This window comes from Paenibacillus sp. J45TS6 (assembly GCF_018403285.1).
Lineage (GTDB): Bacteria > Bacillota > Bacilli > Paenibacillales > Paenibacillaceae > Paenibacillus.
On the sequence record NZ_BOSJ01000009.1, the window covers coordinates 114722 to 130515 of the forward strand.

15 protein-coding genes and 1 pseudogene are annotated in these 15794 nt (G+C 42.9%); 6 read left to right on the plus strand and 10 right to left on the minus strand.

Features of this window, described 5'->3' with window-relative positions:
• Both KJS58_RS14840 and cobD read right to left on the minus strand, forming a co-directional pair.
• Positions 1–765 (minus strand): adenosylcobinamide amidohydrolase, encoded by a 765-nt coding sequence (locus KJS58_RS14840; protein WP_213533439.1) that lies wholly within the window; start codon positions 763–765, stop codon positions 1–3.
• Positions 765–1856, minus strand: a complete 1092-nt coding sequence (gene cobD, locus KJS58_RS14845) for a threonine-phosphate decarboxylase CobD (protein WP_213533556.1) — start codon at positions 1854–1856, stop codon at positions 765–767. The genes KJS58_RS14840 and cobD overlap by 1 nt, the downstream gene beginning before the upstream one ends.
• 214 nt (positions 1857–2070) lie before the next feature.
• Here cobD and lplA point away from each other — a divergent pair, with 214 nt between their 5' ends.
• Both lplA and KJS58_RS14855 read left to right on the plus strand, forming a co-directional pair.
• Positions 2071–3072 carry a lipoate--protein ligase gene (gene lplA, locus KJS58_RS14850; protein WP_213533441.1) on the plus strand — a complete coding sequence of 334 codons (1002 nt, stop codon included), beginning with the start codon at positions 2071–2073 and terminating at the stop codon, positions 3070–3072.
• A gap of 59 nt (positions 3073–3131) precedes the next feature.
• Positions 3132–3932 carry a Cof-type HAD-IIB family hydrolase gene (locus KJS58_RS14855; RefSeq protein ID WP_213533443.1) on the plus strand — a complete coding sequence of 267 codons (801 nt, stop codon included), beginning with the start codon at positions 3132–3134 and terminating at the stop codon, positions 3930–3932.
• 377 nt (positions 3933–4309) lie between these two features.
• Here the strand turns inward: KJS58_RS14855 and KJS58_RS14860 are convergent, their stop codons facing one another.
• Positions 4310–4939: a hypothetical protein gene (locus KJS58_RS14860; RefSeq protein WP_213533445.1), complete on the minus strand. Its 630-nt coding sequence runs from the start codon at positions 4937–4939 to the stop codon at positions 4310–4312.
• A 209-nt stretch (positions 4940–5148) separates the two neighbouring features.
• Here KJS58_RS14860 and KJS58_RS14865 point away from each other — a divergent pair, with 209 nt between their 5' ends.
• The gene (locus tag KJS58_RS14865; protein WP_213533446.1) at positions 5149–5757 is read left to right on the plus strand and encodes a hypothetical protein; all 609 of its coding nucleotides are present in this window, start codon (positions 5149–5151) and stop codon (positions 5755–5757) included.
• A gap of 118 nt (positions 5758–5875) precedes the next feature.
• A pseudogene (locus tag KJS58_RS25495) lies at positions 5876–6379 on the plus strand (general stress protein); the annotation flags it as partial.
• A gap of 74 nt (positions 6380–6453) precedes the next feature.
• Here the strand turns inward: KJS58_RS25495 and KJS58_RS14870 are convergent.
• From KJS58_RS14870 to KJS58_RS14880, 3 genes are read right to left on the minus strand one after another with little or no spacing between them, the layout of a single operon-like run.
• Positions 6454–7275 carry an ABC transporter ATP-binding protein gene (locus KJS58_RS14870; RefSeq protein WP_213533448.1) on the minus strand — a complete coding sequence of 274 codons (822 nt, stop codon included), beginning with the start codon at positions 7273–7275 and terminating at the stop codon, positions 6454–6456.
• A 37-nt stretch (positions 7276–7312) separates the two neighbouring features.
• Complete coding sequence (locus KJS58_RS14875) at positions 7313–8356, minus strand: FecCD family ABC transporter permease (protein WP_213533450.1); 1044 nt, start codon at positions 8354–8356, stop codon at positions 7313–7315.
• Positions 8353–9339: a FecCD family ABC transporter permease gene (locus KJS58_RS14880; protein ID WP_213533558.1), complete on the minus strand. Its 987-nt coding sequence runs from the start codon at positions 9337–9339 to the stop codon at positions 8353–8355. Before KJS58_RS14880 ends, KJS58_RS14875 begins: the two co-directional genes overlap by 4 nt.
• 213 nt (positions 9340–9552) lie before the next feature.
• Here KJS58_RS14880 and KJS58_RS14885 point away from each other — a divergent pair, with 213 nt between their 5' ends.
• On the plus strand, positions 9553–10578 hold the full coding sequence (locus KJS58_RS14885; protein ID WP_213533452.1) for an ABC transporter substrate-binding protein: 1026 nt from the start codon (positions 9553–9555) through the stop codon (positions 10576–10578).
• Between the two features lie 190 nt (positions 10579–10768).
• A complete protein-coding gene (locus tag KJS58_RS14890) occupies positions 10769–11278 on the plus strand; it encodes a hypothetical protein (protein WP_249717354.1) in 510 nt (169 codons plus the stop codon).
• A 199-nt stretch (positions 11279–11477) separates the two neighbouring features.
• Here KJS58_RS14890 and KJS58_RS14895 read toward each other — a convergent pair whose 3' ends face one another.
• From KJS58_RS14895 to KJS58_RS14910, 4 genes are all read right to left on the minus strand, one after another.
• Entirely contained in the window at positions 11478–12263 is a 786-nt protein-coding gene (locus KJS58_RS14895; protein ID WP_213533454.1) for an MBL fold metallo-hydrolase, read from the minus strand.
• A gap of 32 nt (positions 12264–12295) precedes the next feature.
• Positions 12296–12742, minus strand: a complete 447-nt coding sequence (locus tag KJS58_RS14900) for a hypothetical protein (RefSeq protein ID WP_213533456.1) — start codon at positions 12740–12742, stop codon at positions 12296–12298.
• A gap of 160 nt (positions 12743–12902) precedes the next feature.
• Entirely contained in the window at positions 12903–14510 is a 1608-nt protein-coding gene (locus KJS58_RS14905) for an ABC transporter substrate-binding protein (RefSeq protein ID WP_213533459.1), read from the minus strand.
• A 157-nt stretch (positions 14511–14667) separates the two neighbouring features.
• Positions 14668–15735, minus strand: a complete 1068-nt coding sequence (locus KJS58_RS14910; RefSeq protein WP_213533461.1) for a sulfate/molybdate ABC transporter ATP-binding protein — start codon at positions 15733–15735, stop codon at positions 14668–14670.
• Positions 15736–15794: the final 59 nt, after the last annotated feature.

A 15794-nucleotide genomic window follows, 5' to 3' on the forward strand; every position in this document is an offset into this window, starting at 1 on the left:
TCATTGCCTCCTCTCTGCTGTATAACCTGAAGCACATAAACTCTCGGTAACGGACTGATAGACGATCCGTCCAATACGATCGCCGAGTCTAGTTGCCGTACCCGCATAAGCATGCGTTAGACTCGCCTCTGTTCCATCCGCAGCAAGTCCGCTGGCTCCAATAACGATGGCGTCGGTTGTGGTTCCCGTAGCAGATCGTCCATTCTCTGCATCTCTTACACCTAAATCCTGGAGAGCGGCAACTTTGGCTTCAACTGCCGTTTGCACTGCGTTCACAAGCGCATATGGTGTTAATTTACCGGCAATGAACAGCATGATATTAATCGTGCCCGGCGTATAGCCAGCATTAAATACCGTCCGCGGAGAACCTGCTCTTGCTCCATTCGATACTCCTGCGGTGGTACAGCATAATAAAACCGCTCCATCGGTCTCGTCTTCCAGAATAGAAGCATGTTCTAATTTCACTGCGGTTAACAAACCTGCCGTCTGATGAGCTGGATGCCCCCATTTTTCAAGCAGTTCTTGAATGTCTCTCACAGGGTCACTTGAATCATAATGACGATCCACGTATATATTTACAGCACGGTCGAGACGAGTCATCCCCCCTCCATGAATGCTGCTGGAGATCGTATCCAGCATATGAGGAGACTCTAGAAGCAGATGCCGTTCATATCGGGAAATGGTTAACCCTGGCCATTGCCTGGATGAATACACGATCGGTAAATCTTTTGATTCAGAATCTGTATGTAAGAATGGCGTCGCCATTACTTTGCTCCCTCCATGACTTGCCCAAATGTTTCTAAAAACTGTGTATTTTGCTCCGTACCCTTAACCGCAATACGAAAAGCGTGCTCAGTTAGCCCTGAGTACATCGCACAGCTGCGAATCAGAATCCCTTGTCGTCCCATTGCTTCCTGCAGGGAACCCGCAGTCCATGGGGCTCTTGCCTCAGCCAGCAGATAATTCGCTTCTCCTGGATACACAGTAAACCCATATTTTCTAAGACCCTCTGCAAGCCTTTTTCTCTCTGCTGTAATCAGCGATATCGTATTCTGTTCGTAGGAAGAGCCTGCCTGAAGACAAGCTTCCCCTGCAAGCAGGGCAAGACCATTCACGCTCCAGGTTACTTGCTTCTGCGTCATAGAACGAATAAGGTCAGGACTTGCGAGCGCATAACCAAGCCGCAGTCCAGGAATAGCATAAAATTTCGTCATTGAACGAATGATGATGACTTCTGGATATTTTTCTAAGGAAGGTGCGATTGAATTACGCTCTTCCTCCGGAATAAAGTCAATAAAGGCTTCATCGATAACCAGCTTTGTTTTGGTTAGTTGCGCCTTATTCGCCAGCGTCACAAGGTCCGACAGCGAATACTGAACCCCATTTGGATTATTTGGCTGACCAATAAATAGAACCTGCACCCTCTCCATCAGTGCTGCAATGTCGTTTACATCTGCTCGGTATCCATTCTCCTGCAGGCCATACACAGAATCGACTTTGGCACCAAACTGCAGAGCAAGTGAGCGATATTCAGAGAAACCCGGCTCAATCGTTCCAACTGTCTTCGGTGACAATGCCATAAGTAAAAGAGCCATACATTCCGCCGCGCCATTTCCAATAAGAATGTACTCTTCTTCAAGCTTTACTTGTGCAGATAATCTCCGTTTCAGCGCCCGGTGTCCCGGATCGGGGTAACGAACTATTGCTTTCCAGCCCTGTTTCAATGCTTCTATTACTTCCTCCGGTGGTCCAAGGGGATTAATATTTGCACTATAATCAAGAAAATCAGCAGCCTTCTTTCCGTACTTAAGCGCTGCCGTTTCTACGTCCCCGCCATGTCCATAGATTTCAATCAAAGGCATGTCCTTCCTTTCTTTGCTGCATCATAGCATCACGTACCCATTATGATGGCAGAATTTAGACAGCGTCAATGGGATTTCCCTTTTGTATCGTTTGCGTTATTGGTTTACAATAAGAGGTGAGTCTCTTTGTTTTCATCAGAATTGTTCGGGGCATGCCCCGCTTATGATTCTTGCTTACATATTTTATAAGGTATCGGAGGAAATCACCATGTTGTTTATTGACAATCAAGGCATTACAGATCCCCGGATTAACCTCGCTATCGAGGAATATGCCCTTAAACACTTGTCTTTGGACGAGAGTTACTTGCTGTTTTATATCAACGCTCCCTCTATTATCATTGGGAAACATCAGAACACTATTGAAGAAATTAACCAGGAGTATGTACAGCAGAATGGAATCACTGTTGTGCGCAGACTTTCTGGCGGCGGTGCCGTATACCATGATTTAGGCAATCTTAACTTCAGCTTTATTACAAAAGATGACGGTAATTCATTCCACAACTTCCGTAAGTTCACCCAGCCTGTTGTTGAAGCACTCCACCAACTGGGAGTAAACGCAGAACTTACGGGACGTAATGATCTTCAAGTCGGTGAACAAAAAATTTCAGGTAATGCCCAGTTTGCAACTCGCGGCCGGATGTTCAGCCATGGTACGCTCATGTTCGATCTGAACCTCGAGGATGTACAAGCTTCATTAAAAGTGAATCCCGAGAAGTTCAAATCGAAGAGCACCAAATCCGTACGCAGCCGTGTAACGAATATTCGCTCTTTAATGGATAAAGACATGACTATTGTGGAATTCCGCGAAGAACTTCTTCGTCATATCTTTGGCATGGAAGCCAGTGAAGTTCCTCAGTATCATCTGACAGAAGAAGATTGGAAGAAGATCCATGAAATTTCCAAAGAACGTTATCAGAACTGGGATTGGAACTATGGACAGTCACCGGAAAGTAACGTAAAACACTCGAAGAAATTCCCGGTCGGTATTATCGATCTTCGTATGAATATCAAAGAAGGCCGAATCGAAGATATTAAAATCTATGGTGATTTCTTTGGTGTAGGAGATGTCGCTGATATTGAGAACTTGCTTCGCGGCAAACGTTATGAGGATGCGGAAGTTAGAGAAGCACTCAAAGACGTTGATGTGAAACATTATTTTGGCAATCTTGAGATCGAAGACTTTATCGGTCTTGTCTTTCTTGAAGAGTAGCATTACCCTTTAAAGTTATAACGCACTAATCATAGAACAAGATATAGAGGAGAGAAACCATGACTTACAAACTAATCGCGATTGATATTGATGACACTTTGATTAACGACGACAAAGAAGTAACCCCTGCAACACAAAGTGCACTCGAAGCAGCTGTAGCCAAAGATGTAGTCGTAACCCTTGCAACCGGACGTGCTTATGCTTCTGCTCAAGCGATTGCTAGACAAACTGGACTCAACGTTCCCATCATTACGTATCAAGGTGCACTCATCAAGAACCTGATGGATGAAGAAGTTCTTTATGAACGTTATGTTCCCCAAGATGCAGCTCGCAAGCTTTACGAGTTCTGCCTTGAACGGAATCTGCACCTCCAGACTTATATTGACGACAAGCTGTACTCCCGTGAAGAGAATGAGAAACTGATCGACTACTGCAAGCTGAACAAGACTCCTTATTATATTGAACCTGATTTCATGAAAATGATTGAGCAGCCTGCACCGAAACTGCTCATTATCGATACACCGGAACTGTTGGACGAAATCGCACCACAGCTTCGTGAGCTGCTCGGCAGTGAGGTCCATATTACCAAATCCAAACCGCATTTCCTTGAAATCATGCATCATGAAGGTACCAAAGGCCATGCGCTGACTTTCCTTTCGAACCATTTCGGAGTGGATCTTAAAGATACCATTGCCGTGGGTGATTCCTGGAATGACCATGAAATGCTCGAAGCTGCCGGTCTAGGTGTAGCTATGGGTAATGCCATTCCTGCACTGAAGGAAATTGCAGACTATGTTACATTCAGTAACAATGAAGACGGAATCAAGCATGTCATTGAGAAATTTGTTCTGAACGCGTAAGATCTCCTAACCTAAATTAACCCTGGAACCGATTTTGGTTCCGGGGTTATTTGTGGTATGAACAGATATAGAGCGCCCCTCCACTTGTAAAAATATACCTTTCAAGTATAGTAAAGGAATACGTTGTTTACCAGTTAATACGCAAAGTCAGGGGGCTATCTACTTGGAATCAGGACTGCTTATTGGACTTGTTATCGTCGTGTCTGCGCTTTTGATGTACTCCTTCTTCTATACGATCAAGAAAGGTTATTCAAAAAAGTGGGATGAAGAAGACTCCTAATTCATACCACCATACATACTTACATACATTCGTTCATACCAAAAAAGGGCATAAGATAAGGATTAAAGTTTCATCCTCCATTCTTAAGCCCTTCCTTTTATTTTTCCGTTAATTTTTCTTTAATCCGATGAAACTCCGACTTAATCCGTTCTTTCATTTCCTCTGCCTTTTCTTGTATGTCTTCAACTCGCTCTTTTCTTTTACGTTCTTCCTCCTCCTGAGCTAATTGCTGCTCCATCTCCCTTGCTTTATTCATTTCATGTTCCATCATCGATACTTCTTTTCGGTACACAAATGTAGGATCATACTGCTGAAGAAAGTAATTAAAAGCGACCTCATTGTTTTCTTTTATATTGGCAACAAAAGCAGTTTCCCCGTTATATAATTCAGCCACTGTTCGCTCAATCAGGCTAAATCCTTCCTTGTGACGGTTTACGACTTTGCTCGCCCCAATCATCGAACCAATACTTCCGCCAAGCAGAATACCGATCGGGCCGCCCAAAATTCCAATCATGGAACCAATCAGGCTGCTTTTTAACGCCGAAGTGTCTGCTTCACTTGGTGAGCTAAACCCATCTTTGAAAACAATTTTCCCATTTTCCTTCTGAATGACGGCTGCATCCAATATTTTATATTGCTCATGACTTTTTGATTTGGATTCAGATAGAACTTGGTAAGCCTTGCTGTCATCATTGAACACGGCAACGACAATATTATTTTCTTCCACTAGATGTAACCCTCTCTTCTATGTATTTCTTCGCTTACTGTAAATTAACTCAAATCCTCTAATTTTATTCGTGATGCAAAAAAACAGCGGATTCGATCAGCTGCCTATTTATGGAGTTGGTTTTATCAGCTTTCTCTATTTAGTAGCTTATTGTTAATCTTTTCTATACTATTTTCATAAAGGTAATTTAGATATTAGGAGAGATTTAAATGGATATCGGTTATGCCGCCAATGAGCATATCAAAATAAATCATATAGTGAATGATTTCGAATTTGGAATAGATGAGGAGATTCAATATGTAATCACTCTTTCCAGTCCTGGAGCAGGAAGATTTAGAATCAAACCATTAGCAGAATGGATCAACAACTTAGAAGAGTTTCCTGTCTATTATTGTTTAATCTCAGATAAGGGATTTCATCATATGTTTTTAGAAATGTGCACACTGCCTTATGAAGTTACAGAAATCGAAAATTCTAGACGCAAACAATTGTACTACGTTGTAAAGGCAAATAATAAGGAAGAATTATGTTCAATTGCAGAATTGATTGAGTTATTTTCTATGTCTGTGGATGATTTAAGTATTTTGAGCACAAAAATAAATCCTTGCCGGGTTGGACAAGTTGGGGATAAGGGCGAGTTTGATATTATTATTCTTGGTGATATACAAGATGCCAGCGTTTTTCACATTGGCCATGATGGAGATTCAATCTATCTCCTATCGAACGATAAAAAATTCTCAACACTTGAAGAAGCTATATCAAAAATGCCTGAAGCTATGCTAAATAAGATTGAAGTAATTGAGTATGGTGGGGATTAAATCTGAAGCATAGGATTTGATAACTTTTTGATTTCCCGATCGTTTCAAGAAGGCTTGAGTGTCCTCTTTTCTGATACCAATTTAATCCATATAATGTATAGCAAGAGGTGTTGTACATTTGAGAAAAACATTAGAAAAAAGGTTGGCTTATTTATATAAAGGGGAATTGTTTTCTATAATCACTTTTGTACCTGTTAGTTATCTAGTAAATTACGCATTCCCCAACCTACAATTGTATTCCCTATATTCATTTTGGATATCTTTTATACTCTTAGAAATTCTTTTATTACAAGGAACATTTTATTGGTATGTAAAATGTAAAAGACTAAGAAATGAGAATAATGCTATAACTCCGACTAAAGTTGTTCGACTGTTACATTATTTAAAAATGCTCAATATAGTTATGATGATGACCGCAATTGTTGTATTTTTCTTTGATTTCATTAAATGGTATCCATCTTTACCTCTAGACGGATTAACAATCGCCTTCTTCATATATATTTTTGCCATTTTAGAGTTTATAAACTACTTTTACATTCAACTCTCCTATGATAATATCTCTGACATTAAAAGTTTGATAAGAGTCAGAAAACTGAAGTATTCCTGTATGAATAAGGAATTCTCACTAAACATACTAACTAAAAATAAGGAACCACGATCCGCGTGGTTCCTTTCCTCTATAGTGAGATCATTTGGTTATTTTATGCTCGCTGTCTCCTTAAGAAGCTTATGAAGTCCGCCTTTACCATGCGGGATGCACATCGGAGTACCAAATAAAGGATCAGGAATAATATGACACTTCAGATCAAAAACCTTTTCCATAAGTTCTGAATCGATCACGGCTGCTGGATGCCCTCCCGCTTCTATGCCTCCGTTCTTGATCGCTACGATATGATCTGCATAACGACAAGCAAGATTAATATCATGAAGCACCATTACGATCGTCCGCTGCTCTGATCGATTCAAATCATACAGCAGATCCAGCACTTCAATCTGGTGGGTCAGATCCAAATAGGTCGTTGGCTCATCTAGCAGAATGACCGGCGTTTCTTGAGCCAGCGTCATTGCAATCCACGCCCGCTGTCTTTGACCACCAGACAGAGAGTCTACGGTGCGATCCTTGAGTTCCTTCATTCTCGTAGAGATCAGAGCTTTATCTACTGCCTGTTCATCTTCCGGTGACCACTGCTTTAGCCAGTTCTGGTAAGGATATCTCCCTTGCTTCACCAGTTGAAGCACCGAAAGACCTTCCGGGGCAACAGGTCCTTGGGGCAATATAGCGAGCTTGCGGGCAATGTCCTTTGTCTTCATCCCTGCGATTTGTTCACCATCAAGAATGACGGCCCCTTGCTGTGGCTTTATCAGTCTAGCAAGAGAACGCAGCAACGTCGATTTCCCGCAACCGTTACTCCCGATGAACACAGTTATTTTTCCTTTTGGAATGGATAAATCCATATTTTCAAAAATGTAAGCATCGCCGTACGAAAGCCCCAGCTTCTCGGCGCGCAAGATATCCATCGGCATTCATTCCTTTTCAGATTACTAGTATATAGAGTCAATGATTGCGACTTTTATATAGCTGATACATAAAGAACGGAGCACCAATGGCTGCTGTAAATACGCCTGCCGGAACATCTGCAGGGAGAAATGCAGTTCGCGCCACTAGATCCGCTATTAATAAAATCAAGGCTCCGAGAAGTGCACTTACTGGCACGACACTTCCAAAGGAAGGTCCCACTAGCTTCCTCGCCATATGCGGTGCCATCAGCCCAATAAATGCAATGGCACCGCCAATTGCTATTGCCGATCCTGCTAGTGCCACACTGAGCACGATGAGCAACAGCCGATGTTTTTGCACATGCGCCCCTGCACTTACCGCTACTTCGTCTCCGAGTGCTTGAATGTTAACCTTTCTCGCTTGAAACCAGGTTAATGGTAGAAGGATAACGACCCAAGGAAGCAGGATAAACACATCCGAATCCCATGAGGCTCCATAAATACTCCCCGTCATGAAAGTTATGGACCGCTCCGCCAGCTGCATCGGACCTGCAATGATAAACATGTAAGAGATTGATTTAAGCGCAGCTGCAAGGCCTGTACCGACAAGTACAAGACGCAAAGGCGTTACTCCGCCTCTCCAAGCCAAAACATATAACAGTCCGGTTACTAGAATAGCGCCCAGGATCGCGGCAAGCGGCATATATTTTATCGAAATCGTACCTGATGTGAAAAATATGAAAAGTACAGCTCCTAATGAGGCGCCGTCCGTGATTCCCGTTACGTCTGGCGATGCGAGCGGATTCCGGATCACTCCTTGCAGTACAGCTCCTGCAACTGCAAGAGAAGATCCAACCAGTACAGCAGTAAGAATACGCGGCAGTCTCAATTTTTCTACAATGATTTCTACGGTTGGATCTGCCTGACCAAATAGAGAACTGATCACTTGCGACGGAGAAATGTACTTGCTTCCAATTCCCGTTGAGATCACCATGAATGCAGCACAGAGGATGAACAGAACGAGCGTAACCCATAAGGCCCTTTTTTCAATTAGAAATGAAAGTTTTCCGTTAGACGTTTGAAATGACTTATATTTGCTCATGCTCCTTGCCGCCCTCCCTTTCTTGCAATATAGACAAAGAACGGCACGCCGATGATCGCCGTCATAACGCCAACCGGCACCTCTTTGGGCATCGCAATGTAGCGGGACAGCACATCTGCGGAAACAAGGAGTACAGCACCCCATACGAAACTATATGGTAAGATCCAGCGATAATCATTTGGAAGAAAAAACTTCATAATATGCGGAATAATTATGCCTATAAATGCGATAGGACCCGCAGCAGCGACCGATGCACCTGCTAGTAAAATAATAGAGGCGGCAGAGAGAATTTTAATCATAGCCGTCTTTTGTCCCAGTCCTGCCGCAATATCATCTCCCATGGACAATACGTTAAGATGCCTTGACAGCAGGAGTGCAATCAATAGTCCAATTCCCATGTAAGGGACGACAGCCGTGAGCTGATCAAGTTCCCTGCCAGCAACGGATCCGACAAGCCATATCAGTACCTGATCAAACATCTTACCGTCTGACAACATCAAACCTTGAGTCAGAGAATGGAAAAATGCAGTCATGGAAGCACCGGCTAATGTGATTTTCACAGGTGTCATTCCGTCCCGGCCCATACTTCCAAGAAAAAACACAACCCCGCCGCTAACTGCTGCTCCCAAAAGAGCAATCCAAGTTGTTTGCTGAAGACCAGATACACCTAACCAGCCTGTAGCCACAACAACGAAAAAAGCGGCACCTGCATTCACACCTAAGGTACTCGGAGAAGCGATTGGATTACGAGTGAGAACCTGCATGACAGCTCCGGCAACAGCTAGACTCCCGCCAACTGCTGCAGCGATCAGCACACGAGGAATCCTTGCTGTCTGGATAATTAAGTGTTCGGTACTTCCATTTGGTTCCGTCACCGCCTGCCAAATAACGGACAGAGGAATGCGGGTAACACCAAAAATAACACTACTCATCATGGCAAGAATAAGTAGTCCAATAGATAAGGCTAGCCCCAAGATGCGCATCATTAATCCCCTACTCATTTTGTATATATCATTTTATTCATAAAATTCCATCTAATAGTTCACTCCGCAATTTTAGTAGAAGAAAGAAAGAACTGTCAATCTTTTTGATTATCATTCTCATTTAATGCTTGACAATGGTAGAAACTGGTTATATATTCATGGTTGTTAACTGATAATCATTATCAATATATTATTTCAGGGGGAACTGGTTACATGGGGGCTTTAAACGTACATACAAAGAAACATCGCTTACGCTTATTCGGGGCGGCAATGCTTATGCTAATTCTCGTTCTAGCTGGTTGTGGAAGCCAGACGACAGAAGGTGGATCAGGTAATGAACCTACACAGCCTGCATCTAGCAATACAACAAGCGAAGGAACAACAAATACGGTTACATACACGGTAAAACATGCAATGGATGAAACAGAAATTAAAGGAACACCGCAAAAAGTCGTTATTCTAACCAACGAAGGAACAGAGGCATTGCTTGCTCTAGGAGTTACACCCGTTGGGGCGGTTAAATCATGGACAGGAGATCCTTGGTACGCACATATTAAAGATCAGATGGAAGGTGTAACGGTAGTCGGAGATGAGAGTCAACCGAACCTTGAACTCATTGCAGGTTTGCAGCCTGACCTGATTATCGGTAATAAAATGCGCCAAGAGAAAGTCTATGATCAGTTAAAAGCGATTGCCCCAACTGTTATGGCTGAGGATCTTCGCGGGGACTGGGAGATCAACTTCAAACTTTATGCAGAGGCACTGAATAAAACCGAAGAAGGCGCAGCAAAAATCACCGAATTCAATGATCGCATTGCGGATTTCAAATCTAAAGCAGGCGATAAAGTAAATGAAACGGTATCTGTGGTTCGTTTTATGGCTGGCAAAACCAGAATTTATCATACCGATACTTTCACAGGTAACATCTTTGCAAAAATAGGACTAGCGCGGACAGAGCTTACCCAAAATGCAACTGAATTCGTAGATGAAATTACGAAGGAACGTTTACCGGAAGCGGATGCAGATCGTCTTTTCTACTTCACCTATGACACAGGCGACGGCAAAGGGAATGATACCGAAACGGAGATGATACAAGACCCGCTTTGGCAGAACCTAAGTGCCGTCAAGAATGGCCGTGCGTATAAAGTAGACGATGCCGTATGGAATACAGCCGGAGGTATTCTAGCCGCAAACTTACTCCTTGATGAACTCTACGGATTTTATGAGATTGCAGAATAACAGAATACGGAGCTCATGGGTACAGTTCGAAGAACTGTGCTCTTTTTTATGAATGAACCATGTCCATTATTTGTAAAAAACTGGACTTTAGTCTAGTGTACTTCACTTTCTCTAGACCGGTTACATCCACTCCTCTTTTTGCTATGATACCTGTAGTTGTAGTTGAAATTTATAGAAAGGAGTGATCCATTTGAGATTAAGGAAACAAAATCTGGTCGCCCCGTTGCTCATTTTGATCGGTATTTTTCTGCTTATGAACTCCGGTAAGGATATCGGAACCGGCTCTATTTTTGCCTACTTCTGGCCGACCTTCTTCCTTATTCCGCTAGGGGTATTTTTCCACTGGATGTACTTCTCATTGATCGGCCGCGGCATCGGGCTTCTCGTTCCAGGAGGTATCCTTCTCACCGCTGGACTGACTTGTCAGATCGCCATTGTTACAGACAGCTGGATTACCATGTGGCCTGGATTTATCCTGGCGCCAGCCGTAGGATTATTCGAACTTTACTGGTTCGGTACCAGAAACAAATACCTACTGATTCCCATCAATATTTTGGCTGTCCTATCCTTTATTTTCTTCATTGCGTTCTCTATTGGTTCCATGCTTAGTCAGTTCTCCATCATCCAACCCATCCTTGCTCTTCTGCTTATCGTTGCTGGAGCTTACGTTCTCTTCCGGCCAAAAAAACATACTTACTAATGAAATAATGTACACATAATGCGATACTACATAATTTAACTACGTAAATTAACTACATAATTTGGATCAATATAAACCTCTCTCCTTTCTTATGAGAAGAGGTTTTGTTGTGTGTATGAAAAAAAGACAGAGGGTTTCCTCTGTCTTACTTGATTTATTTTGCAACCATCTTATCTACAAGCCCATAAAGAGAGAAACCTTATTGTAACGAATGCGTTAGCCCGGTATGAGCAAGCGTAATACCTGGGCTTAACGTATAATCTTTACGAAGATCAACGTCATGAGACATATGAGTAAAAATCGTTTGTTTTGGCCGCACCTTGGCAATGAGTTCTTGTGCCTCCACCATGTCGTATACCGACCGAGTTTCAAAGGCAGCTTCCTCATGATAAAAACTTGTACCCAGCACAAGCAGATCAAGACCATACAGCCGTTTTTGTTCTTCTTCGCTCAGATCAATAGAATCAGAACAATACACCCATATGTATCCATCTTTCTCAAGACGATATGCATAGGAGTAACCGTTTTTCCCATGATTTACTTTCCAGGCCCGAATGTGGAATCCCGCAAGCACAAGACCATTCTCCAGATCAACCGGTTTCATCTCCATGTGGTTTTGAAGCCAAGGAAACTGTGCCTGAATCGCATTCAGCACTTCTTGCGGTGCGTACAGCTCACCCTTCTCTCCAAGCCACCGGCAGGCATCAGCCCACTCAGGAAGTCCGCCAATATGATCAAAATGAGGATGTGTCACTAGCATCGTGTGCAGTTTACGTTTCTTCAGTATTTCCATCTGGTGCCGAAAATCTGGCCCTCCATCGATGAGAAACTCCCCCTGATCACTCTCTACAAACACCGAAGAGCGATACCGGCGATTCACCCCGGTTGTTCTTGCTTCCTCACACACTTTACAATCACAATATACCCTCGGCACACCCATAGCATCACCCGTACCAAGAAAGGTCAGCTTATTATATTGTGTCATGGATCATTCTCCTTTCTTGCGTCCCGCGTTCATTATTGCCCGCGAATGCCCAGCGTAAGCTGTTTGCGCCCGTCTGCTGTTTGCCGAATCTCTTTTATCTCCCAATTAAATGCAAGAGTGTGCTCTAGTTTTTCTACTTGTGGCTCGGACAAGACCAGACCTTCGATCCGTCCTTCTCCTAAGGTGAAATCTTTGTCTGGATCAAGCTGAAATGTCGCCACAATCCAGTTTTTGAGACCATTATTCGTATTAAATGTAATGCGGTACCCTTCCTTTATTGCTTTCTCTATATCTTCGCCATGTTCTTTCGCATAAGAGAAAAAAGACTCATATGTATAATGCGGGCGCTCGGCGGCTTTTAACAGTTCCGTATTCTCCGCTTGTACTGCTTCTACGATCTCCTCATTCGTGAGCCCGCTTCTTCTTGCATTCTCTAGTAATATAGCGGTGTACTGCGACAGTTTCACTTCCTGGTTCATGTGGTAACACTCCTCTTCGCATGGTAATGTAATACTCCTGATTAAAGCATCTAAAGGTATTATGAAATTGTTTCTATTGTAGACCTTTTTTCATACCTTGTTCAAGATCAACAGATGTCTGCAAAAGAAAAAACGACCTCCACCGGTCGTTTTATCTACTTTATTTAATAAAATAAATTTTGGATAAATCACGGAAGAGAACAATCGGCTGGGCGATCGCATCCTCTAATCCACCATAGCCTTTACTTACGGCGATGACACTTTTCGTATAAGCAAGCGGCAAAACCTGAAGTTCTTTTGCAATCTTCTGTTGAATCTGTACATATAACTTCTGGCGAGCAGCTGAATCCACTTCTACTGAAGCGCGTTCCCAAAGTGTATCCAGATCTTCGTTCTCAGCGTGTGATTCATTATATACCCCACTACTCTTATAGAGAGACTCATAACTAACAGGATCTGGACCCAAGATATACCCGGCAAGCGAAAGTTCAAAATCAGTATTGTTTTGATCCAATTTCCGTTTTTCATACACGGATGCTTCCATCGGTTTTAGCTCGACCTTGATTCCAACCTTTTTTAGTTTCTGCTGGATGTAAAGAGCCTGATTCATTTGCGTTTTGCTGGATTTCACATAAGCAAGGCGGATTTCTAAATTTGAAACATCTGCTTGTTCCAGTAATTCCTTAGATTTTTCAGGATCATAATCATAGGTCCTTACTTCAGAAGTATGATACAACGTATCAGGTGTAAATATAGAAGAAGCGGGATCTGCGAACCTGCTCGACAGATGCGAGATTCGAATCATTTCTTCTTTGTCCAAAGCATAGGCGATCGCTTCCCGGACTTCTTTCTTTTTCATCTCCGGTGTATTCATATTAAATACCATGTACTCCAGGCGTCCATCTGCATAAGTTACAAGGTTATATTCCCCTGATTCACTCAGCGCCTCATATTCCTCGTTATTAATCAGCGACATCTGCACAGCACCCTCGCGGAGTGCCTGATCCGCTGTATCCGGGTCCATGATTTGATACGAAATCGTATCCAAGTAGGCTGCTCCGTCATAATAGTCTTCAAAACGCTCCAATGTTAGATGCTCACCTGGTGCATACTCCTTATACTTAAAAGGGCCCGACCCAATAGGGTGATCGTTTTTAGAACTATGGGCGATATCTTTCTCCCCTTGATAGATGTGCTTCGGGATCGGATAAAGATACAGTAATGCGCCTTCGAATGAAGGAGTTGCTTTTGGAAGTACAAATTTGACAGTTAGCTCATCGATCTTTACTACCTTCGCAGGTTGTCCATCATAAACATACTGGCTTCGGAAGGGACTATTCTGAGTTTCATCTATGATTTGATTGACTGTAAACACAATATCATCGGCAGTAATGGCTTTTCCATCATGCCATGTAAGTCCTTCTCTCAGCTTGATAAAATAAGTTTTATAATCTTTTGAAGCATATGCACGCTCTGCTAAGGCGTAAACTTTCTTTCCATTTTCCATATAAAATAGCGGTGCATAGAGCGACTGGTTCACGGTAAGTGTAATCCGATCTGTCGCATATAAGGGATTCATTACCTTCGGATCATCTTGTACGGCGATGTTGATACTACCACCCCGTACAGGTGAGCTTACCTCGCCTGTTATTTCATTGCCAGCATCCCCAACTTTAGTCTGATCTTCTTGCGTGTCACATGCAGTCAGCAGTAACCCTAAGATGAGAAGAAGCGGCAACATATTTCGAAACCAATTTGAATATTTCATTCTCGTTGTTATCCTCCTGATGCATAAATAGCATTTAGGTATCCTCGCTAATAATATGAATGTAGTATAAACAAGGTTCATCTAAAAAGCAAAACTAATAAAACGCATAATAAAAACCCTGCACGTCAGTTAACGTTCAGGGTAAAAGTAAATTTCCCTATATAGATACTGGCATCGGATCACTCTTCAGGTGATTCTCAACCATCCAGTTCTCATGATCATTAAAAAGATAGGCCCTGTGAACAAGGACTCGCACCTCTTGACCTACAGTTAGCGTCTCTTTCTCTAATGAACGATACGTAATTAACTTGTTATTCCCGACCATGACTTCAACAAGCCATTCGCTGCCGCGGAAGTGCAAGGCACGAACCTTCCCCTTCTCGGTAGCCGAGAGCAAAGTAAACTCATGTTCTGAGCCTACCTCAATATATTCAGGGCGAATCAGAGCCTTCGCTTCAACAGCAGAACCTGTTAACTTGTCAAATCCCTTCAGTTCCCGTGCATGCTCAACAATCGTCGATTCACCAATAAAAGAGGCTACAAACGGGGTTTCCGGCTGTTTATATATATCCCATGGGGTGCCTTTTTGTTCGAGCGCTCCCCCATTTATAATCATGATTTCATCAGCGACTTCAATCGCTTCATCCTGATCATGGGTAACGAAGATTGAAGTAATACCTACTCGCTCTATGAGTTCCCGCAGCCATGATCTCAGCTCATGCCGAATCTTGGCATCAATCGCAGCAAAAGGTTCATCTAGCAGCAGAAGCTGAGGTTCAGGAGCCAGTGCCCTTGCAAATGCAACCCGCTGTCTTTGTCCTCCAGATAACTGGTGAGGGTATCTTTTCTCAAAGCCGCTGAGGCCTGTCAGTTCAACAAGTTCCATGGCCCGATTTTGTATCTGCGTTTTGGACTGCTTCTTCACCTTAAGTCCAAACGCGATATTATCAAATACGGTCATATGTTTAAATAACGCATAGTTTTGAAAGACGAATCCGATTCCCCGTTCTTGGGGCGGAAGATGGTTAACTAGCTGTCCATGCAAGCGAATCTCACCCGCATCGGGATTTTCAAGCCCTGCCAAGATACGTAGTATGGAAGTTTTGCCTCCTCCACTTGGACCGAGTAAACCAATGAGGTGACCTTTTTTTATATCAAAAGAAACATCTTTAACTGCATGAAAACTGCCAAAATGTTTGTTTAGACCACGGACTTCCACATGCATGACGCCATCCCCCATCACATATTTCCTATTATTTAGGTAGGAATTACTTTATTTGATAC